The following is an 18,322-nucleotide window of genomic DNA, read 5'->3' as shown; positions in this document are numbered from 1 at the left end:
TGACTTGAAAAGCTAGTCCGCTGTGACTAGTCCAATCGGGCTAATCAAAATGCATGTGGTGCATGCATAAAATCCTGACTATTTTAAAAAGCCAACATGACAGTTTTGAATTTAGGACTAGTCCTAACGGACTAAAGGCGGGAGGCTACAAAATAAGTTTTAGTGACAATGCAGGGGATCTTGAATAGCAATGGCTGCGAAACCAAGTGGATGTTATGTAGCACTTTTAGAGGTGGCAGTTCTAATCCCTTGATAGTGCTACAAGTCAATGCATTGTCTACGGTTGCCATGACTGTTTTGTTCTTCACCAACAGAGTGCAATCAAATAATCATTGAGACATACCATCAGGGGCGCGAATTCATTGGGTGATTAAAGAGTATAAGCACCCTCCTTAGGGTAAAAATTTATTGATTCTTAAACTAAGGCTTGACTATATTTCCATATTTATGGAAATATAGTTATATGGATAAAATACTAGCTGTTAAATCACTTGCCTCTATTGCACAGGAAGCGCGCCTGGATATTTTCAGGTTATTGGTACAAGCGGGTGAAGCTGGGCTTTCCGCCGGACTGCTGTCAGAAGGACTCAAAATCCCGCCGAGTACCCTTTCATTTCATCTCAAAGAACTCAGTAACGCGGGCATGGTGTCATCAAGGCAGGAAAGTCGCTTCGTTTACTACTTTGCCAACTATGAAGCCATGAATCTCTTATTGGCATACCTCACGGAAAATTGTTGTGCCGGACAAGCTGTATGTTGTCCTGATTTAAGCTGTGATCCATCGGAAGGAGAAACATCATGAAACGTATGCATCTGCACATTTCGGTCGCTGACTTGCAGCAAAGCATTCAATTCTATTCAACGCTGTTTGGCAGTACACCCACCATTGAAAAGCATGATTATGCAAAATGGATGCTGGAAGAACCCCAGATCAATTTTGCGATCAGCCGGCGCGGCGCGCTGCCAGGTTTGGACCACATCGGCATCCAGGTCGAGGATGAGCATGAACTCGCCGACATTAAAACGCGTATGGAACAAGCTGAGCTAGGCATTCTTACCGAAGAAGGTACCACCTGCTGTTATGCCAAATCGGATAAACATTGGGTACAAGACCCTTCAGGCATTGCATGGGAAACCTACTGTACTTTAGAAAGTGCCCCTACCTTTAATGGCAAAGAGCCCACCACCGGTGCTGAGTGCTGTGTACCTGCCTCGAAAAAAATCCAGTTTATTTCCCGGAACAAAGCCTGATCAGGTAATCAAACATGAAAAGCCATTACAACGTTTTGTTTATCTGTACCGGGAATTCTGCCAGAAGCATTATTGCTGAAGCGCTATTGAATCATGTTGGCAACGGTCGTTTCAAAGCCTTCAGTGCTGGCAGCCAGCCTACTGGCACTGTCAATCCATATGCACTTCAGGTACTGCAAGACAATAAAGTCGACACCGAAGGCTTACGCAGCAAACACTGGAATGAATTTGCAGCACCCGAGGCCTCCAGGATGGATCTGGTATTCACTGTATGTGCGAAAGCCGCTGGAGAGCACTGTCCACTTTGGGCGGATCATCCTATGCATGCTGACTGGAGCGTTGAGGACCCGGCGGTAATCAACGGCAGCGAAGAACAGATCAAAAAAGCCTTTCAGGACACATTGATCATGCTAAAGCGCCGGATTGATTTATTGATCATGCTGCCTGTCGAAAAAATCGATGCGATGGCACTCAGAAACAACCTCTCAGATATCGGGAATAAAATATGAACGCTGTAAAAACGCAAGAAACGAATCTACAACCTGCCGGCATAGGCAGCTTTGAGCGCAACCTGACCTGGTGGGTGCTGGCCTGCATAGCGGTCGGCATAGCGCTCGGTAAAATAGCGCCAGATGCTTTCCATGCGATAGGCGGCTTGAAATTGGCTGAAGTTAACCTGCCGGTGGCCGTACTGATTTGGTTGATGATTATTCCGATGCTGCTGAAAGTGGATTTCAGTGCGATGGGAGAGGTGTTTCACCATGCCAAAGGTATAGGTGTCACCCTGTTCATCAACTGGTTGGTGAAGCCGTTTTCGATGGCTTTGCTGGCATGGATATTTATCCGGCACTTATTCGCCGACCTGCTCCCTGCGGACCAGTTGGATAGCTATATTGCGGGCCTTATATTACTGGCTGCGGCACCCTGCACTGCCATGGTGTTTGTCTGGAGCAACTTATGCAAAGGTGAGCCGACATTCACGTTATCGCAAGTGGCTATCAACGATACCATCATGCTGTTCGCATTTGCGCCTATCGTGGCTTTACTGCTAGGCCTGTCCAGCATTGTGGTGCCATGGAACACGCTATTCGTGTCTGTACTGTTGTTTATTGTGGTGCCTGTCATCATTAGCCAGCTATTAAGAAAATGGCTGCTAGCGCAGGGGGCACGCACATTAGAAGCCACGCTGAAGACGATACAACCATTCTCCCTGAGTGCTTTGCTGTTAACCCTGGTGCTGTTGTTTGCTTTCCAGGGTGAGCAGATCCTCGCACAGCCAACGGTGATCTTGTTATTGTCGGTGCCCATCCTGATTCAGGTCTATTTCAATGCGCTACTCGCTTACTGGTTAAACAAGAAGTTCAAAGTTGCCCATTGTGTCGCGGGCCCATCCGCCCTGATTGGTGCCTCTAACTTCTTTGAACTGGCCGTGGCTACGGCCATCGCATTATTTGGATTTCACTCAGGCGCGGCGCTAGCGACTGTAGTGGGCGTGCTGATTGAAGTGCCTGTGATGTTATCTATCGTATCTATTGTGAATCGTAGCCGTCATTGGTACGAGGCCTGATCTGTCAAGAAAGTCAAAAATGAACATTCTGTTTTTATGTACCGGTAACTCCTGCCGTTCAATTCTGGGAGAGGCTACCTTCAACCATCTTGCGCCAGAAGGCTGGCATGCAATGAGCGCTGGCAGCAAGCCAACAGGGTATGTGCACCCCAGATCGCTGGCTTTGCTTGCAAAAGAAGGGATTACCACCGATAGCTACTACAGTAAGTCATGGGATAATTTGCCAGTGACCCCGGACATTGTGATTACGGTCTGCAGTAGCGCGGCCGGGGAGACCTGTCCGGCTTATCTAGGCCCGGTGATCCGCACCCACTGGGGGGTGGAAGATCCAGCCCACGTGATGGGAACTGACGAAGAAATAGAGGCCGCTTTTTACAAGGCTTACCATACGCTACGTGCCCGCATCGAAGCATTCTTTCAATTGCCGCTTGAACAATTGAAAAATGATAAAGCAGCACTGAAAGCATCGATGGATGACATAGCAGCGACCATTACATAGTCAACAATCAATAGATGGCAAATTTGAACCCATCACGGGTTCACTCTGCCCTCTCACTGTTTGCGTGAAATCAATCCCATCTTGAGCGCTTTGCTGGCTGCCTGGCTGCGGTTTTCAACATCCATTTTCCGCAGGATATTCTGCACATGGTTTTTGATGGTCAGCGGGCTGATCTCCATGATGCTGCCGATCTCCCAATTGGTTTTCCCGGCCTGCAGCCATTCCAGCACTTCCAGTTCGCGCCTGCTCAAAGGTTTGACGCGGCTGTTACGTGTGGTAGTTGATAGCACGGACGGACATTTATTGGCGGTGACTTTTTCGATGGCACAGTGCAGGTGCGGCATCAGCAATTCCAGTAAATGCGCGGTTTGCGCGTTGACGGGAGAACTCAAGCGGCCAAACATGACGAGTGTTGCGATGCGGCTGTGTTCGTTTCCAAAGCCATGCACGACAAAACGCTTGAGTTCGGAAGCGCTCATCCTTTCGGCCTCTATTTGCTCTACGGCAAAGTGGCTGTTTTGCTGGCTGGGTATTTCTGTATGGTAAAACAGTGGTTTGCTGAACGTCCGCCATTGTTCAAAGGCCTGGCTTACCAGGCCATCGGTTTCATGGAGCACCTGGTCAAATTGCGTGTCGCCAAAATAGCGGCTTGAGGTCAGGTACTCATAATCGTAAGTGGGTCGCTCTGTCCCACGCACGCCGACGATGACTACTTCATGCGCAAGCAAACATTGAAATCCGCGTTGCAACCAGTTAAAAAAGTGCGAGCGATGCTGCAAGCGCAGTGACTCTTCGATCACCTCCATAAATAGCGAGCGCTGTTCCTCATTCAGCGCCAATCCCCATTGGTCATTGGCCTGATCCGTCCCTGTGATTGTGCTCATGTGTTTGCCACATTGATATAAATGCAGCACAGTTTGCGGAGAATTTGTGACAGAAAAATGATTGCCGCATGTCAGTTGGTTGATAAATTCATGACAGCGGATCATAAAAAGGACTAATCGCAAAATGGAACACATGTCCCGACAAGCCTTGGCCTTTGATGATGCACCATATCACTCGCTATGTCTTTTAGGTGTCATATGGTCATGGCATTATTTGCCATCATGACGCTTTTGAACCCCAATGACTGTAAGCGATGTATCAATATGCTGCTGACTGCCAGTGTGTTGCTTGGCTGGGTAATCGTCAGCAACGCATTTGCTGACACTTCTATGGAAGTCCAGCGGATGGGCAGTCAAATTCTAATAGATGATTCCAGTGATACCGAGCTGGTCATCAGTAATGTCAATGATGAGGAAATAACGCTAGAATCAACCCCTGCCAGTCGCGAAGGGCTTAAGCATTTACGCTGGCAAAACGGTCGCATCCCTTACCAGAATGAAGTACAGGAAATCGCAAGAGCGACTCAAATTGACGCGGCCCTGATACACGCGGTGATTGCGACAGAGTCAGGCTACAATCCGCAGGCGCAATCCAGGAAAGGGGCCTATGGATTGATGCAGGTGTTACCTTCCACTGCGCGGTCTTTCTCCACGATCCCGGTCAAGCAATGGTCTGTACGCCAGCAGATCTTGTGGGGTTCCCGCTATCTGAAAAATATGCTGCAACTGTTTGAAGGCGATGTATCCCTTGCGCTTGCCGCTTACAATGCCGGGCCAAATGCCGTGAAACTGCGGCAAAACACCCTGCCCCCATTTGCTGAAACCCGGCAATACGTGCCTAAAGTATTAAGTTATTACCGGGCATTCAAAACCCGGTTACCGCACGAAATATCGGATATGGATTAAGACCTAACGGCTTACCCAAGCCACCTCCAGGTCTGCCAGGGTATTCGGTTCATAAACAAACTGCCACTCGCGATAGTGCTTGGCCCCATGAAAACCGGATTGAAATTCCTGGTAACCGGCACTACGGATGGGTTCGAGTAAAGACTGGCTATGCACACCGACGATGCGACCGTCACGCACTACCAAGCGCATGGCCTGCTTCGCAGAAAACGGGTCCGGATAGCGTTTGCGCAAATGCCTTTTAAGTACCGGGAAGCGTTTGTCTTCCACCAGTTCCTCAAGCATTCGGGGATACTGTTTAACCGGTTGAGGCGTGGACTCATAATAACGCCCGATCGCCAGCCGATAGGCTTCTCCGATTTCCAGTAACAATGCTTCATTGGCACGCTGTGTCTGTTGTTGCCACATGACAGCCGCACCCTGCATGCCAATCGCTGCAATCACCAGCGTGATCATCACGCCGATATACGAAAATCCCAGTTGACCCCTGAAAAATTGAAACACGATTACCAGTCTGTATACAGGCTGCCATCTGCCGCCTGACCGGCAGCACTGCTGTGCAAAGTATAAACCCCGCCTACCATCGGTAGTTCGGGTGCTGTAATCACCCAGGTATCGTTGCTTTCGCTGATGGTATCCCATGGCAGCTTATCCAGGTAATGCTTGTCTACCAGTTCTTGCAAGGTATCAGGGTATTGTCCCTGATCAGAAAAAAACTCGTCCAATGCTTTGCGCGTGGTGGCCAGTTGCTGCTTGAGCGCTTGTTCTTTGGCTCGCTGCACCCCGGAAAAATAACGCGGCACGGCCAAAGACAGCAGCAGCGCCAGAATGGACAAAACCACCAGCAACTCCACCAAGGTGAACCCTGTGATTCGTTTAATCACATGATATTTACCATTGCGCATAAGGCACTCCGTTGATCCCGGTCTGTGTACTCAGCGAATACACGTCATACACATCCTGGCTGTAGCGTGGCGCCTCTGGCGGGCTATCATAACTGCGCAAACCCCAGCCTGTGGCCGGGCTTACACCGGCAGTTTGCTGGACTTTTAGCATGGGGTCTTGCGGCACCCTGCGCAGGAAGCGCAAGACCTTGTGTTTGGGATCTTTGATATCCTGCACACCTTCGGCCAGTATCTGTAAATTCGGCGGATAGCCGGTAGCATCCGAATTTTTCTTGATACGGCCATCATCAGCCGCCTTTTTGTAGCTATCGATCGCGCGGCGGATTTCACGCAACTGCTCACGTAACTGCTGTTCCTTTTGCCGTTGCAAAGTCACTTGCACCATAGGCGTCGCCACACTGGCCATAATGGCTACAATCGTCAGCGAAACCATTAATTCAACCAGGGTGAATCCGCTGCCTGTTGTTGTATGCCCGGCAAGGTAACGCCTCACTGTGAACGGAGGCTTCAACCACATCACGGGATCACCTTGGGCGCAGGCAAGCTGGTCGGCGATTGCTCTTCTATGCCACGGCCATTCACATTGTTGGACATACCCGGTACTGCACCTTTAACGTTTGAAGAAGGAAAGGTGCTGGCTGGTTCCGGCGGCGGAGGGAGTGCATCAGGCGCAGGGATACTCGCTTCAGGCACTGCAGGCGTTTCAGGGGACTCGATCGATGGCGGCTCAATCGGCTCATTCAACTCACTTTGCCGTTGTTGTAACTGTTGTTCCCTGATCTGCTGACCACGTGTCAACGCTGGCGTTATCGGCATGGTATTCAACAATGGTTTATCAGAGATGACAGTGTCGGTACCGCTCCAGTATTCGGAGAAGGTAGCTTCCGGCAAGGTAACATTGCTGATCACTTTAGGTGTGATCGCCAGCACAATCTCGGTCTTTTGTTTCTCGTCATTATGCCGGGAGAATAACCTGCCCAAAATCGGGATCTCGCCCAGAAACGGTACTTTGTCTGCATTCTTGCGCTCGGAATCCTGGATCAGGCCCGCCAGAATTTGCGTCTCGCCATGTTTCAGCCGCAGTATCGTGCTGGCATTACGCGTGCCGATATTAAACACCCTGGAGTTATTGCTCAGGGTCACCGCTTCGCCTAACGAACTGACCTCCAGGTTGACTTTGATACTGACGAAATCGTCCAGCATGATGCGCGGTTCCACTTCCAGCTTCAGCCCGACATCTACATAAGACACACTTTCGGAGGTACCGACGTTGGCGGTGGTATTAGTGGTAATCACAGGCACTTTGTTACCGACCAGCACTTTGGCTTTTTCATTATTCTTGACACGGATACGCGGATTGGACAGCAAGTTCAAATCCGTATCGGTGGTCTTGAACTGTATGCTGGGGTTAGGGCTGACGCCGATATTGGAAGACTTCAGGTTCTTCAAGGCTTCCAGCGTTAAAGGGCTATTCAATACTGTCAGTGAGCTAGGGTAGATAATCCCCAGGTCTTGCAGCTTGCCGCGTGTGATTTCCATCACTTCAATTTCCAGCATCACTTCCGGGTCGGCAATGTCCTGCGCCTTGATCATTTTCTCTGCCAGGGCCAGTACTTCCGGCCTGTCCCGCAATACCAGCATGTTCAGGCGCTCATCAACATAGACATCGCGGATTTTAAGGATGGTACGCAGCATGTCCGCGCACTGTTTGGCACTGGTATTGGCAAAGTAGAAGTTGCGGATCAGCAGGTCCTGGTAATCCTTGTTCTTTTGCTGGGTAGCGGGATACACCAGCAGGCTGTTGGGCGAAAGTACTTTTTTCTGCAAGCCGTTGCTGGTCAGCACCATGTCGATCGCATCTTCAATCGGCATTTTCTTAAGGAATACCGAGGCTTTCATTTCCGGCTTGATATCTTTATCCAGGATAAAGTTGACGCCAGTGGCACGTGACAACGCCTCAAACACGACTTTGATATTGGCCTCACGTAGTTCCAGTGTCACCGGTTTGCTTAAGCCGGTTTGCAGTTGGGGTAACGCCGCACGTGCATGGGTTTCCAGTGCAATCAGCTGTCTTTCCAGCGCTAATGCCTGCTCGTTGGTCGGCTGCTCCAGCAGGATATCGCGTACCAGTTTGAGGGCTTCTTTAGGCTGATCCATCTTTTGTTTGGCCGCTTCCAGTTGCTTGCGCAATATAATCTCGCGCTCGCCCGCTCTCTCATAATCCAGTGCTTTGGGATGATTTGCATCCAGCGTCAGTATCCGCGCGTAGATCTGTTTTGCTTCAGCAACATTGCCTTTGGCATTGGCCGCTTCGGCTTCGAAAGAGAGGGCATTGATCGCCTGTTCGCGTTCGCGGTACCAGCGATTGCGTAATTCCACATCACCTGGTTTTTCAGCCACCAGTTTAGCTAATTCGTGTACTTTGCCCTCAGGTGTGGTGGCCGTGAGTTTAGGCGGGAACAGACTGCAGGCAGCCAGACCACAGGCTATACACAGCAGGAGTAGCGTGGTCCGTAAACGGGTTGGCAGCGCAGTTGAGCGATGAGATTTAATATAAGGATGACTCATGAATTATTGTTCTAACGGAATGTTTTCTTCAGTATCCGCCACAGACTGGCGTTGCCCTGCTGCTGCGGTTTTAGCCTTACTCAATACCACTGCCTGATTAAGCGGCAAATAAGTAAAATACACGGATTGCGCATCTTCATTATCCAGCCGCCATTGCGCAGTCACCTGGCTTTTCAGCTTAGGCATCAGTACTTTTTTCTGCTGCATCAGAATCACTGTGCTGCCTTCGGGAACATCCTGCATGCTGCCTACGTAGGTGTAAGGTACTGGCGGTGCTTGCGGTGGCGGTAGCGGTTGTGGTTTGACTGGCGGTGGCAACCACTCGTGTGCGGTAAACAGGGCATGACTGACTTTTGCGGGTAACTTTCGCGGCAGTACGACAGGAGTGACTGTCTCGGCTACTACGGGCTGCGCAGCATGATCATGACCGCTGTCCACTTGCGGTTCAGAGACTGTCACTGCTGCTGAAGTAGCTGCTATCGGTGCACTGTTTTTTACAGGTGCAGGAGTGGTCAATGTGCTGTCTGCAACGACGACCTCCTCAGTCGCATCCTGCTCGGCCGACCATTGCCAGTAAACCAAGGCAAATGTCAGCAGCAAACTGATCCACAACAGCGGCCGGCGGGATGTTTGTGCGTTAGCTGCCTCAAGTCGCATGCTCTCGCCCTCCTCGGATAAACATGGAGAATGTCAGCGTCGTCTCAATCACCGGCTGCAGGGTTTCGTTCTTGCGCAGCTCCAGCCCGGTTAACGCCATGGTCGGGTAACGACGCAGCACTTCACTGATAAAACGGCGGCAAGTGACATAGTCCGACTGGATCGTGAAACGCATATCAAACTGCTGTATCGGCTGCGAGCCTACAGCCGCCTGATGTGCCTGCCACTGATAATCGCCCACATTCAATAGGATATTATGCTTTTGCGCCAGCGCGGCGACCTGCAACATACGCGGTGATAACTCGCTGCTGGCAGGCAGCTGCTGCCACAATTCCGACAGGGTGACGGGCTCACTTGCCTCTTCAGGCGTTGTGGCAGTCTTGACCTTTTTTGCAGCGAGCGGCCTGGTTTCAACAGGCGTGGCCGGCTGCAATTTCAGCTGGGCGATTTCCTGTTCCAGCGAAGCAAGCTGTGCCGTTTTTTCAGGTTGTTGCTGTACCAGATATAGCCAGACGATGATGAGCACGCTGCTGGCTAACATAGGCAACAAGCCCAGGTACCAGGCGCTACGCCTGGCTAACCAGATCAGCCCCGTCATGTTAGGCAAGCGCAAACGGTTCATGGCTGCCATCCGCCCTGAATCTCAAAACTCACCGGGCGTTGTGGATGCGTTTCAATCACCTGGTGTTTTTGCAGGTGCACTTGCGTAAGTACTGCTTCTTCCTGCAAATGACCCACATATTTCAACAGGGTGTTGTAATCCTTGGCTTCACCGGACAAGGTGAATTGCCCACGCGCAGCATCGGGTAACAATTGCAACAAGGCAATGTCCTTGATCTGCCTGGATTCCAGCGCCTGCAACAAATCGAACCAGCGGATATTCAATTGCTGCGTAATCGTTACCGCTTCTTTTTCCTGCGCCTGGGTGAGTGCGATGGCCGCCTTCTTTTGCGCAGCTGCACGGGCATTCTGCTTTGCCTCTTCCGGTGTTCTTGCAGGCAGCGCTTGAGCCACGATTGTTTTTTGTAACTGACTGGCGGCGTCATTCGCTTGCGCCAATGCTTGGGACAACTCCGTTTTGCGTTGCTCCATTGCTAGCAATTGCGCACTGACATCGTCATCTGCATGCCAGGCAGTCACTACCAGCAAGGCACACACGACTAACAGTAATACACCCGGCCAGCGCACCTTTTGCCAGGCAAACGCTGGCTGGGAAAATTCAAAATGGTAGTTCGGGTTAGGCCACATATGCGACCTCTTGCCACAGCGAGGTAATCGCATTAGCGGAATACAAGTTTTTCCAGGTCAACCGGCCTGCCAGGTGCTGCGACAACCTACGCCCAACAGCAGCCACAGGCTCGCACGCGGGTTCACTCAACCAGTAGCAGGCAGAGGCCTGCACGCCGAGCAAAGTCCGCTCACGCAGCAACCATGCCGCCATGCTATCTACCTCAGCCAGATCACTGACCAGGCTGGCAACATGGGTAATCTCGCCTTGCTGCAACTGTAATAATCGCAACATATGCGGCTCGGCGCTCACTATCGTGCCATCCGCCGGCAGACGGGTATGCGCCCACAGTGCACAGGCGTAAGGTTGCACTGACAATTGCAGGTATTTACGTGGCGCAACCAGCGTTTTTGCAGCGATATTTTGCAAGACCGGTGTAGTAGCGAGTAATGAAGCATGGCTTTGCAGTACATCCTGCATACGCAACGGCCATTGCACCGCCGCCTCACCATACGTTTTGAGCAGGATGGCGCGCGCATACGCTTGCAGCTCTGCACCGGATAAAGCGTTAGCCTGGCCGGACTGTTGAATCGCCGGTAATAACATCAAATGCACATGCTGGTCTGCCAGGTAAATTTCGATACGCTGCCAGTCGGTGGATGGCAATTGCGAGATGACAGCAGTCATCGCTGCCTGTAGGGCTAGAGGTTCCATGCTTTCCAGGGTATCTTGTGCAACCACCCTGCGTGATTGAATACCTGCCGACCAGTGCTCGGCCAGCACGCTGTCAGCCGTCACCAGTACCCGCGTCAGGCCGCACCACCTTATTTGACTCACCATATCAGGCAATAAACGTGACACGGTTAATCTCCTGCAAACTGGTCAGGCCCGCGCCTGCAGCACTGACTGCCGCTTCGCGTATGCTACGCATTCCATTTTTTGCAGCGGCTTCTTTCAACTGGCGGATAGGTTCTCGCGCAATGATCATTTCCCGCAACTCGTCATTCAGCACCAATACTTCAGCGACCGCCTTGCGGCCTTTATAACCGGTGCCGCGGCAATGCCCGCAGCCTTTGGCATGTTTAAAGGCCATCCCTACTGTCTGTTCCAGGGTCAGGCCTGAGGCTTCCAGTAACGCTGCATCGGGCACAAATGGTTCAGCGCATTGCTGGCACAAGCTGCGTACCAACCGCTGTGCAATAATACCGTTGACGGCCGACACAAAGTGATACGGGTCTACACCCATATGCATAAAGCGGCCTATCACATCCAACACACTGTTGGCATGCACGGTTGAGAACACCAAGTGACCGGTCAATGCTGCCTGCACCGCAATCTGTGCGGTTTCCGCATCCCGGATTTCGCCGACCATGATTTTGTCGGGGTCGTGACGCAAAATAGACCGTAATCCGCGCGCAAAAGTCAGCCCTTTTTTCTCGTTGACGGGAATTTGCAATACGCCTGGCAGTTGATATTCCACCGGGTCTTCAATGGTGACAATTTTGTCAAAGCCGGTATTCACTTCAGAAATTGCTGCATACAAAGAAGTGGTTTTACCACTACCTGTGGGGCCGGTGACAAGCACCATGCCGTAAGGCTCACTCGCCAGCTTCCTGAACCTGGCAATCACGTCGTCGTCAAAGCCCAGCGCTTTCAGGCTTAAGCCTTGCGCCTGCTCGGTCAGGGCTTTACGGTCCAATACCCTTAATACTGCATCTTCACCAAAGGCACTCGGCATGATAGAGACGCGGAAGTCGATTAACCGGTTCATGGCATGCACTTTGAAACGGCCATCCTGCGGAATACGCCGCTCGGCAATATCCAGTTGCGCCATCACTTTGATCCTTGAAATCGCTTGTTCTGCGCTATCCAGCCCCGGGCTATTGGCAATGCTGGCCATCACGCCATCAATGCGGTATTTCACTGCCAGTCCGCCAGGGTGCGACTCCAGGTGAATATCGCTGGCGCCGGTTTTCAGCGCATCATATAAAGTGGAGTTGATCAGTTTGATAATGGGGTTGGCATCTTCATGGATGGATTTAAGCGAAAGTTGCATCACAACCTCCTCTTCCCCCTCCTGTGCCTGGTCTTCATGGAGCCCCATGCCATCCATGGCGCGCATGGTTTCTTCTTCACCGGCCAGGTAGGCGCTGATATCCAGCCGGTGTGCTAATCGCCATGTAAAGGTCTGCTGCACCGCATGCTGTGCCCATAAGGGTAATTGTTTGTCGAACGGATCAGCGAATATCAGGATCAATGCATGGTTTTCATCATGAAACGCCAGGCACTCTTTTTGCTGTGCAGTGTTGTAGCTGATGACATCAAATGCGACCTGCCATTCACGCATTTCGCGCATGGTAGCGACCGGGTAATGCAATAAATGCCCCAACTGATTGACCAGCGCCTCGCTGTCTAATGACAGTAATTCTTCCAGCACTTCAATGACACGGCGTTGCTGCTGTTGCGCCAGCATTTGTGCCTGCGCGAACACATCCGCTTGCAGTGTTGTGGGTAAAGGCTGGTTCATTGGATTTGCCCCGCCAGTTCAAATATCGGCATATACAGCAGCAACACCACAACACCAATCACCAGGCCAATAAACAGCATCAGCAAGGGCTCAAACAATTTGGTGAACCAGTCTATCCAGCGCGCCAGCTCTTCGTCATAAAAACCGGCGATACTGTCCATCATCTGTGCCACGTTGCCGCCACGTTCACCGACCAGCAGCATGCGTTCGCCAATCGGTGTTGTCATGCCTGCAGTTTTAAACGCATGCGATAGCGGCTGACCCTGGCTGATCATGGTTTGTGCCTGTTGCAGGCTGAGTGACATGCTGCGATCCAGCAAACCGCCCAGCGAATCAATCGCCGTCATGATAGGCGTACCGCCCGCCAGTAACATACCCAAAGTGCGGTAAAAGCGTGCCAGCTGATAGAGTTGCAACTTGGCCCCTACAGCCGGGATACGCCAGATTGCCCTCACCATGGCTTGCCGCATGCTAGGTGTTTTAAATACCAGGATCAGCCCGATGAAGCTGCCGACCAATATGGCGAGCATGGTTTCACCGTGTTGTGAAATCAGGGTGCCCCACTGCAACATCATTTGCGACATCCACGGTAAATCTGCGCCGGTGCCTTCATACACGCTGCTGAACTTGGGTACCACAAAGCCCATCAGAAATGCGATCACCAGGCCACCGACGATAATCAGCAGCATGGGGTAAATCGAAGCGCTGATGATTTTCTTTTTTAATAGTGATACCTGGTTGTCGTAAGCGATGTAGCGAGATAAGGCATTACCTAAATCACCAGTACGTTCAGCCGCTTTAACAGTGGCGAAATAAAGCGGAGGAAATACTTCCGGCTGGCGCTCAAGCGCGGCTGAGAATGACTTACCTTGCTGTAACGATTGCAAGATGCCTTGCAATACGGTGCGGGTATGGTCCTGGCGTAATGAAAGTGCTTCAATCGCTTCCACCAGATTCAGTCCTGACTGCAATAAAGCCAATAACTCCTGGCTGAACAAGGCTAACGGGAAGGCCTCTTTCTTCAAGTGTTTTTTGCCGGATTTATCCAATTGCAGGGAGACCGGCAGCAAGCCCTTAGACTTTAACTGCGCATAGGCATCCTGCTCATCGTCGGCCTGTAATTCGACCATGGACAATAAGGAGCCGTTTAACACTTTGGCCTGGTAGCGCATGTCAATTACCAGCTGGTAATGTCCTGCGACTCATCAGTGCCGCCCACCTGGCCATCTTTGCCATAGCTGAATAAATCATACTCGCCATGCTGGCCCGGGAAACGATACTGGTAAGGCTTACCCCACGGATCATTCGGCACCCCCTTCTTCAGGTAAGGTCCGCTCCATCGGGTGTCATTATCGGTGTTGGCCATCAGCGCATTCAGGCCCTGCTCGGTAGAAGGGTAGTGGCCGACATCGAGGCGGAGCTGGTCGAGGGATTGCTCAAGCGCAGCGATTTGTGCCTTTGCCGTCTTCACTTCAGACTTGCCAATCTGCTGAAAATACTTGGGACCAACGTAGCCCGCCAGTAAGCCGATAATGACCATTACCACCAGTAATTCGAGTAAGGTAAACCCGGCACTGCCTCTGACCGAACGATGCGTCATCCAATATTTCTCCATGAAAATTTGATGACAATACTAAGCAGTTCAGATTGCAGAAAAGTGGCAGCAATGTGACAAATCGTCAAAATTGTAAATATTTATTAACAATTTTGACGATCAGGAGGAAGTTTGCGTAAATGACTAGAAAAGATAATCGGTGGAACTTACTCGGGAGGATGTATGAAGCCGTTAATCACCAAGAAAACCACCACTCTGGTGTGCCCAAAGCTTGGCGTAAATACCATTCAGCTTGAGTAATTCGTGATGGGTACCGGTTTCTACAATTTTTCCTTTATCTAAAACCACCAATTTATCCATGGCCGCAATGGTAGAAAGCCGATGCGCAATGGCAATCACGGTTTTGCCTTCCATCAATTGCGAAAGATGATGTTGAATGGCCTGTTCAACTTCCGAATCCAATGCACTGGTGGCTTCATCCAAGACCAGGATAGGTGCATTTTTAAGCATGACGCGCGCAATAGCAATACGCTGGCGCTGACCACCAGAAAGTTTCACCCCGCGCTCGCCCACATGGGCGTCATAGCCCATGCGTCCTTTGGCATCGCGCAGTGTCTGGATAAAGTCATGTGCTTCAGCACGTTTGGCAGCGGCCACCATATCTTCTTCAGTCGCATCTGGACGTCCATAGAGAATATTTTCGCGTACAGAGCGATGCAACAATGAAGTATCCTGCGTCACCATGCCTATCTGTTGCCGTAAGGAATTCTGTTTAACGCTAGCTATCGATTGCCCATCAATAAGTATTTGTCCAGACTGAATATCATAAAAGCGCATTAACAGATTAACGATGGTTGATTTACCGGCGCCAGACCGCCCTACTAAACCTACACGTTCGCCAGGCCGGATATTCAAATCAAAACTTTGCAGCAAAGGCATCTGTTGGGCATAGGCAAAATCAACCTGGTCAAACCTCACTTCTCCTTTAGGCACTGAAAGCGCAGGAGCATCCGGCTGATCTACAACGTCATTGATAACGGATAAAGTATTTACGCCATCCTGCACCGTACCAATTTGCTCATACAGTGACGTAAGCTCCCACATCACCCAGTGAGAAATCCCATTGAGTCTCAGGCTCATCGCCATCACAGCAGCCACAGCACCGGCCGCCACCAAGCTCTGCGACCACAGCCACAAAACCATGCCACCACTAGCAATGATCAGGCACATATTGAGAAAGTGATTGATGCTCTCTACAAAACTGACCATGCGCATTTGACCATGCACGGTATCTAAAAACTCCTGCATGGCTGATTGGGCATAACCTGCTTCACGCCCCGCATGCGAAAACAATTTAACTGTGGGGATATTGGTATAAGCATCGGTAATCCGCCCAGCCATCAATGCGCGTGCATCTGCCTGTTGTTGTGAAACCTTGGCCAAGCGTGGAATAAAGTAAAAAAGCGCGCAGCCATACAAGAGCAGCCAACCGAGAAATGGCAGCACCATCCATGGATGGAAATTACCGACAACCGTCACGATTGTAGTGAAATAGATCAATACATACACCATGATGTCAGCCAGGATAAACCATACATCTCTGACTGCCAGTGCGGTTTGCATCACCTTAGCGGAAACTCTTCCGGCAAACTCGTCCTGATAAAAGGACATACTTTGATTCAACATATGCTGATGAAATTGCCAGCGCATGCGCATGGGGAAGTTGCCTGCCAAGGTTTGATGTTTAATCAAAGTTTGCAGCAAGATAATCACCGTGCTACCAATGAGGATAGCGATTACCCAGGTCAATGTTTGTTGATGTGTATCCCACAATTGTTGTGGCGCAATCGCCGTCAGTTTATCGACCACCTTGCCCATCAAAGCAAACAGCAATGCTTCAAATGCACCGATACAAGCGGTCAGCATGGTCATGAGTAATATGTATTTACGCATGCCATATGAGCATGCCCACATAAATGGCCAAAAGCGTGTAGGCAGGGTTTTAATAATTTCGGGAGGAAATGGCGATACCAATCCCTCAAATCTGGAAAACAATCGCATGGTTAAACTTGTGTATAAATCAGAACAACGGCTTCGGCAGCAATGCCTTCACCACGACCGGTAAAGCCTAACTTTTCAGTGGTAGTCGCTTTAACGTTAATAAAATCAAGGCCGACCTGACAGTCGCTGGCAATATGCTCTCGAATACTATTGATATAAGGTCCGAGTCTCGGCGCTTCGCAGATGACTGTAGCGTCTACGTTGCCGATATGAAAGCCTTTGTCACTCAGCAGTGCAACTACGTGCTTTAATAACTCGCGTGAATCTATCCCTTTATAACGCATGTCCGAAGGCGGAAAATGCTTACCTATATCACCCAGCGCCGCTGCCCCCAATAAAGCATCACAAATAGCATGCAGGAGTACATCGGCGTCCGAATGTCCGTCCAGACCCAGTGGATGAGGAATATGTACGCCACCGATAATGCAATCGCGACCGCTTACTAGCGCATGCACATCAAAGCCGTGGCCAATTCTAAAAGGCGTCATAAATTTCCTGTATCGCTCAAACTTAAAGTTTTTGTATTGATAAGTGAAGCCTGGATTAATGCAGCAACGACCGTTAAATCCTGTGGGTAGGTTATTTTCATATTTTTTAAATCACCCAGAACCAGTTTAGGTTGATGCCCCATCCACTCCATAGCCTGTGCCTCATCTGTCGGATGACGCTGTAAATGAGTGGTTAATGCCTGTTGTAACTCACTATGACGGAATATTTGTGGGGTTTGTGCCTGCCATAGTTTTTCGCGGGGAATAGTTTCATTGATCAAGGCATTTGCATCAGCACGCTTCAGAGTATCAGCTAATGGTAACGCGAGAATTGCACCAACATCCTTATCTGATATTGCATTGATCAAGCGATCGATCATTGCCTGATCAATACCTGGCCTTGCCGCATCATGCACCAGTATCCAATCGTCAGCATTAACCGACGTCGCTATCGCATTTAACCCATTTAATACACTGGTAGCACGCGTCTCACCACCTACTGACACTACACGTGTTTTATGACACTGGTTCAGCAGAGCTGGTTTCCAATATGGATCTTTATCCGCAATCACAATGGTAATACCAGTGATTTCAGGCATAGCCTCAAAAACATCAATTGCGTGCCGCAGTAACGGTTTGCCATTCAGCATTAAATACTGCTTGGGAGTTACTGATTGCATGCGAGCGCCGTGCCCTGCACTGGGAATTAAGACATGATATTTAGCCATCTATCCATTTTAACATGCCACGCTTAGCCACTTGTTCCCGGATTAGCCCTAACGGGCCAATGACATGGGTGCCATGTTTTCATATGATGTTTGCAAACGAGGGAGAAGACTCACATAACAGCCGAACAACGCAGGGTAATACTGTATCAGCGGCGTTAATCATTGGTAAGTAAGCATTTAAGCAGTACAGATTTCATGGCAGTCTATTTGAAGCATTATCCTAATAGACTTTGATAACCCGGTGCGTGCACCGGGTTTTTTTATGTGTGGTTTATGGATTGCTTAGCTAGCCCATATTGTGAATGCTAGTTCAGCCACCCGCTTCGACACTCAACACCATTCACAACACGCTAACACCGTTAAAGCAAAAACCCCGCTATTGCTAGCGGGGTTTTCTTATAAGGAGCTTGGGGATGACCTACTTTCGCATACGAAGAGTACACTATCATTGGCGCAAGTTCGTTTCACGGCCCTGTTCGAGATGGGAAGGGGTGGTTC

At 50.3% G+C, this 18,322-nt stretch carries 21 protein-coding genes and 1 rRNA gene; 6 read left to right on the top strand and 16 right to left on the bottom strand.

Translation table 11 applies throughout. The features are described from left to right. The first annotated feature begins 463 nt into the window (after nucleotides 1-463). The 5 genes from VK958_RS05930 to VK958_RS05910 are packed head-to-tail and all read left to right on the top strand — an operon-like array spanning nucleotide 464 to nucleotide 3,317. Nucleotides 464-802, top strand: a complete 339-nt coding sequence (locus tag VK958_RS05930) for an ArsR/SmtB family transcription factor (protein WP_325239807.1) — start codon at nucleotides 464-466, stop codon at nucleotides 800-802. After that, nucleotides 799-1,251: an ArsI/CadI family heavy metal resistance metalloenzyme gene (locus VK958_RS05925; RefSeq protein WP_325239805.1), complete on the top strand. Its 453-nt coding sequence runs from the start codon at nucleotides 799-801 to the stop codon at nucleotides 1,249-1,251. Before VK958_RS05930 ends, VK958_RS05925 begins: the two co-directional genes overlap by 4 nt. Before the next feature lie 14 nt (nucleotides 1,252-1,265). Next, a complete protein-coding gene (locus tag VK958_RS05920) occupies nucleotides 1,266-1,760 on the top strand; it encodes an arsenate reductase ArsC (RefSeq protein WP_325239803.1) in 495 nt (164 codons plus the stop codon). Then, nucleotides 1,757-2,818: an ACR3 family arsenite efflux transporter gene (arsB, locus tag VK958_RS05915; protein ID WP_325239801.1), complete on the top strand. Its 1,062-nt coding sequence runs from the start codon at nucleotides 1,757-1,759 to the stop codon at nucleotides 2,816-2,818. The genes VK958_RS05920 and arsB overlap by 4 nt, the downstream gene beginning before the upstream one ends. Nucleotides 2,819-2,837: 19 nt before the next feature. After that, entirely contained in the window at nucleotides 2,838-3,317 is a 480-nt protein-coding gene (locus tag VK958_RS05910; RefSeq protein ID WP_325239799.1) for an arsenate reductase ArsC, read from the top strand. A gap of 53 nt (nucleotides 3,318-3,370) precedes the next feature. On the opposite strand, the gene epsA is transcribed toward VK958_RS05910, so the two are convergent. Next, entirely contained in the window at nucleotides 3,371-4,201 is an 831-nt protein-coding gene (gene epsA / locus VK958_RS05905; protein ID WP_325239797.1) for an XrtB/PEP-CTERM-associated transcriptional regulator EpsA, read from the bottom strand. A 204-nt stretch (nucleotides 4,202-4,405) separates the two neighbouring features. On the opposite strand from epsA, the gene VK958_RS05900 reads away from it, so the two are divergent. After that, complete coding sequence (locus VK958_RS05900) at nucleotides 4,406-5,107, top strand: lytic transglycosylase domain-containing protein (protein WP_325239795.1); 702 nt, start codon at nucleotides 4,406-4,408, stop codon at nucleotides 5,105-5,107. A gap of 3 nt (nucleotides 5,108-5,110) precedes the next feature. Here the strand turns inward: VK958_RS05900 and VK958_RS05895 are convergent, their stop codons facing one another. The 15 genes from VK958_RS05895 to rrf all read right to left on the bottom strand — a co-directional run. After that, nucleotides 5,111-5,611: a type II secretion system protein gene (locus tag VK958_RS05895; RefSeq protein ID WP_325239793.1), complete on the bottom strand. Its 501-nt coding sequence runs from the start codon at nucleotides 5,609-5,611 to the stop codon at nucleotides 5,111-5,113. Between the two features lie 2 nt (nucleotides 5,612-5,613). After that, the gene (locus VK958_RS05890; RefSeq protein WP_325239791.1) at nucleotides 5,614-6,012 is read right to left on the bottom strand and encodes a type IV pilin protein; all 399 of its coding nucleotides are present in this window, start codon (nucleotides 6,010-6,012) and stop codon (nucleotides 5,614-5,616) included. After that, a complete protein-coding gene (locus VK958_RS05885) occupies nucleotides 5,999-6,529 on the bottom strand; it encodes a type II secretion system protein (RefSeq protein WP_325239789.1) in 531 nt (176 codons plus the stop codon). The genes VK958_RS05890 and VK958_RS05885 overlap by 14 nt, the downstream gene beginning before the upstream one ends. After that, the gene (locus tag VK958_RS05880) at nucleotides 6,529-8,580 is read right to left on the bottom strand and encodes a secretin N-terminal domain-containing protein (protein WP_325239787.1); all 2,052 of its coding nucleotides are present in this window, start codon (nucleotides 8,578-8,580) and stop codon (nucleotides 6,529-6,531) included. Before VK958_RS05880 ends, VK958_RS05885 begins: the two co-directional genes overlap by 1 nt. A gap of 3 nt (nucleotides 8,581-8,583) precedes the next feature. Further along, entirely contained in the window at nucleotides 8,584-9,237 is a 654-nt protein-coding gene (locus VK958_RS05875) for a hypothetical protein (protein ID WP_325239785.1), read from the bottom strand. Beyond that, nucleotides 9,227-9,859 carry a hypothetical protein gene (locus VK958_RS05870; RefSeq protein ID WP_325239783.1) on the bottom strand — a complete coding sequence of 211 codons (633 nt, stop codon included), beginning with the start codon at nucleotides 9,857-9,859 and terminating at the stop codon, nucleotides 9,227-9,229. The genes VK958_RS05875 and VK958_RS05870 overlap by 11 nt, the downstream gene beginning before the upstream one ends. Beyond that, nucleotides 9,856-10,485, bottom strand: a complete 630-nt coding sequence (locus VK958_RS05865; RefSeq protein WP_325239781.1) for a hypothetical protein — start codon at nucleotides 10,483-10,485, stop codon at nucleotides 9,856-9,858. Before VK958_RS05865 ends, VK958_RS05870 begins: the two co-directional genes overlap by 4 nt. Further along, the gene (locus VK958_RS05860) at nucleotides 10,475-11,326 is read right to left on the bottom strand and encodes a hypothetical protein (protein WP_325239779.1); all 852 of its coding nucleotides are present in this window, start codon (nucleotides 11,324-11,326) and stop codon (nucleotides 10,475-10,477) included. Before VK958_RS05860 ends, VK958_RS05865 begins: the two co-directional genes overlap by 11 nt. Further along, the gene (locus VK958_RS05855) at nucleotides 11,307-12,992 is read right to left on the bottom strand and encodes a GspE/PulE family protein (RefSeq protein WP_325239777.1); all 1,686 of its coding nucleotides are present in this window, start codon (nucleotides 12,990-12,992) and stop codon (nucleotides 11,307-11,309) included. Before VK958_RS05855 ends, VK958_RS05860 begins: the two co-directional genes overlap by 20 nt. Then, a complete protein-coding gene (locus VK958_RS05850) occupies nucleotides 12,989-14,164 on the bottom strand; it encodes a type II secretion system F family protein (RefSeq protein WP_325239775.1) in 1,176 nt (391 codons plus the stop codon). Before VK958_RS05850 ends, VK958_RS05855 begins: the two co-directional genes overlap by 4 nt. 5 nt (nucleotides 14,165-14,169) lie before the next feature. Continuing rightward, on the bottom strand, nucleotides 14,170-14,592 hold the full coding sequence (gene gspG, locus VK958_RS05845) for a type II secretion system major pseudopilin GspG (RefSeq protein ID WP_325239773.1): 423 nt from the start codon (nucleotides 14,590-14,592) through the stop codon (nucleotides 14,170-14,172). A gap of 186 nt (nucleotides 14,593-14,778) precedes the next feature. Further along, the gene (locus VK958_RS05840; RefSeq protein ID WP_414683857.1) at nucleotides 14,779-16,602 is read right to left on the bottom strand and encodes an ABC transporter ATP-binding protein; all 1,824 of its coding nucleotides are present in this window, start codon (nucleotides 16,600-16,602) and stop codon (nucleotides 14,779-14,781) included. 8 nt (nucleotides 16,603-16,610) lie between these two features. Further along, complete coding sequence (gene ispF, locus VK958_RS05835) at nucleotides 16,611-17,096, bottom strand: 2-C-methyl-D-erythritol 2,4-cyclodiphosphate synthase (RefSeq protein WP_325239769.1); 486 nt, start codon at nucleotides 17,094-17,096, stop codon at nucleotides 16,611-16,613. Further along, complete coding sequence (gene ispD, locus VK958_RS05830) at nucleotides 17,093-17,824, bottom strand: 2-C-methyl-D-erythritol 4-phosphate cytidylyltransferase (protein WP_325239767.1); 732 nt, start codon at nucleotides 17,822-17,824, stop codon at nucleotides 17,093-17,095. The genes ispF and ispD overlap by 4 nt, the downstream gene beginning before the upstream one ends. Nucleotides 17,825-18,229: 405 nt before the next feature. Beyond that, nucleotides 18,230-18,322, bottom strand: a 5S ribosomal RNA gene (rrf, locus tag VK958_RS13960); the annotation flags it as partial.

The organism is Methylophilus sp., from assembly GCF_035460085.1.
GTDB lineage: Bacteria > Pseudomonadota > Gammaproteobacteria > Burkholderiales > Methylophilaceae > Methylophilus.
Note: the sequence above shows the minus strand (reverse complement) of the source record. Positions and strands in the feature narration are given on the sequence as shown.

Excerpts from the sequence above, each read along its gene's own strand:
- arsB (WP_325239801.1), top strand. The coding sequence starts at position 1,757 with ATGAACGCTGTAAAAACGCAAGAAACGAATCTACAACCTGCCGGCATA.
- VK958_RS05850 (WP_325239775.1), bottom strand. The coding sequence starts at position 14,164 with ATGCGCTACCAGGCCAAAGTGTTAAACGGCTCCTTATTGTCCATGGTC.
- VK958_RS05920 (WP_325239803.1), top strand. The coding sequence starts at position 1,266 with ATGAAAAGCCATTACAACGTTTTGTTTATCTGTACCGGGAATTCTGCC.
- epsA (WP_325239797.1), bottom strand. The coding sequence starts at position 4,201 with ATGAGCACAATCACAGGGACGGATCAGGCCAATGACCAATGGGGATTG.
- VK958_RS05900 (WP_325239795.1), top strand. The coding sequence starts at position 4,406 with ATGGCATTATTTGCCATCATGACGCTTTTGAACCCCAATGACTGTAAG.
- VK958_RS05890 (WP_325239791.1), bottom strand. The coding sequence starts at position 6,012 with ATGCGCAATGGTAAATATCATGTGATTAAACGAATCACAGGGTTCACC.
- VK958_RS05875 (WP_325239785.1), bottom strand. The coding sequence starts at position 9,237 with ATGCGACTTGAGGCAGCTAACGCACAAACATCCCGCCGGCCGCTGTTG.
- VK958_RS05855 (WP_325239777.1), bottom strand. The coding sequence starts at position 12,992 with ATGAACCAGCCTTTACCCACAACACTGCAAGCGGATGTGTTCGCGCAG.
- VK958_RS05865 (WP_325239781.1), bottom strand. The coding sequence starts at position 10,485 with ATGTGGCCTAACCCGAACTACCATTTTGAATTTTCCCAGCCAGCGTTT.
- VK958_RS05880 (WP_325239787.1), bottom strand. The coding sequence starts at position 8,580 with ATGAGTCATCCTTATATTAAATCTCATCGCTCAACTGCGCTGCCAACC.
- VK958_RS05870 (WP_325239783.1), bottom strand. The coding sequence starts at position 9,859 with ATGAACCGTTTGCGCTTGCCTAACATGACGGGGCTGATCTGGTTAGCC.
- gspG (WP_325239773.1), bottom strand. The coding sequence starts at position 14,592 with ATGACGCATCGTTCGGTCAGAGGCAGTGCCGGGTTTACCTTACTCGAA.
- ispF (WP_325239769.1), bottom strand. The coding sequence starts at position 17,096 with ATGACGCCTTTTAGAATTGGCCACGGCTTTGATGTGCATGCGCTAGTA.
- ispD (WP_325239767.1), bottom strand. The coding sequence starts at position 17,824 with ATGGCTAAATATCATGTCTTAATTCCCAGTGCAGGGCACGGCGCTCGC.
- VK958_RS05910 (WP_325239799.1), top strand. The coding sequence starts at position 2,838 with ATGAACATTCTGTTTTTATGTACCGGTAACTCCTGCCGTTCAATTCTG.
- VK958_RS05930 (WP_325239807.1), top strand. The coding sequence starts at position 464 with ATGGATAAAATACTAGCTGTTAAATCACTTGCCTCTATTGCACAGGAA.
- VK958_RS05885 (WP_325239789.1), bottom strand. The coding sequence starts at position 6,529 with ATGTGGTTGAAGCCTCCGTTCACAGTGAGGCGTTACCTTGCCGGGCAT.
- VK958_RS05925 (WP_325239805.1), top strand. The coding sequence starts at position 799 with ATGAAACGTATGCATCTGCACATTTCGGTCGCTGACTTGCAGCAAAGC.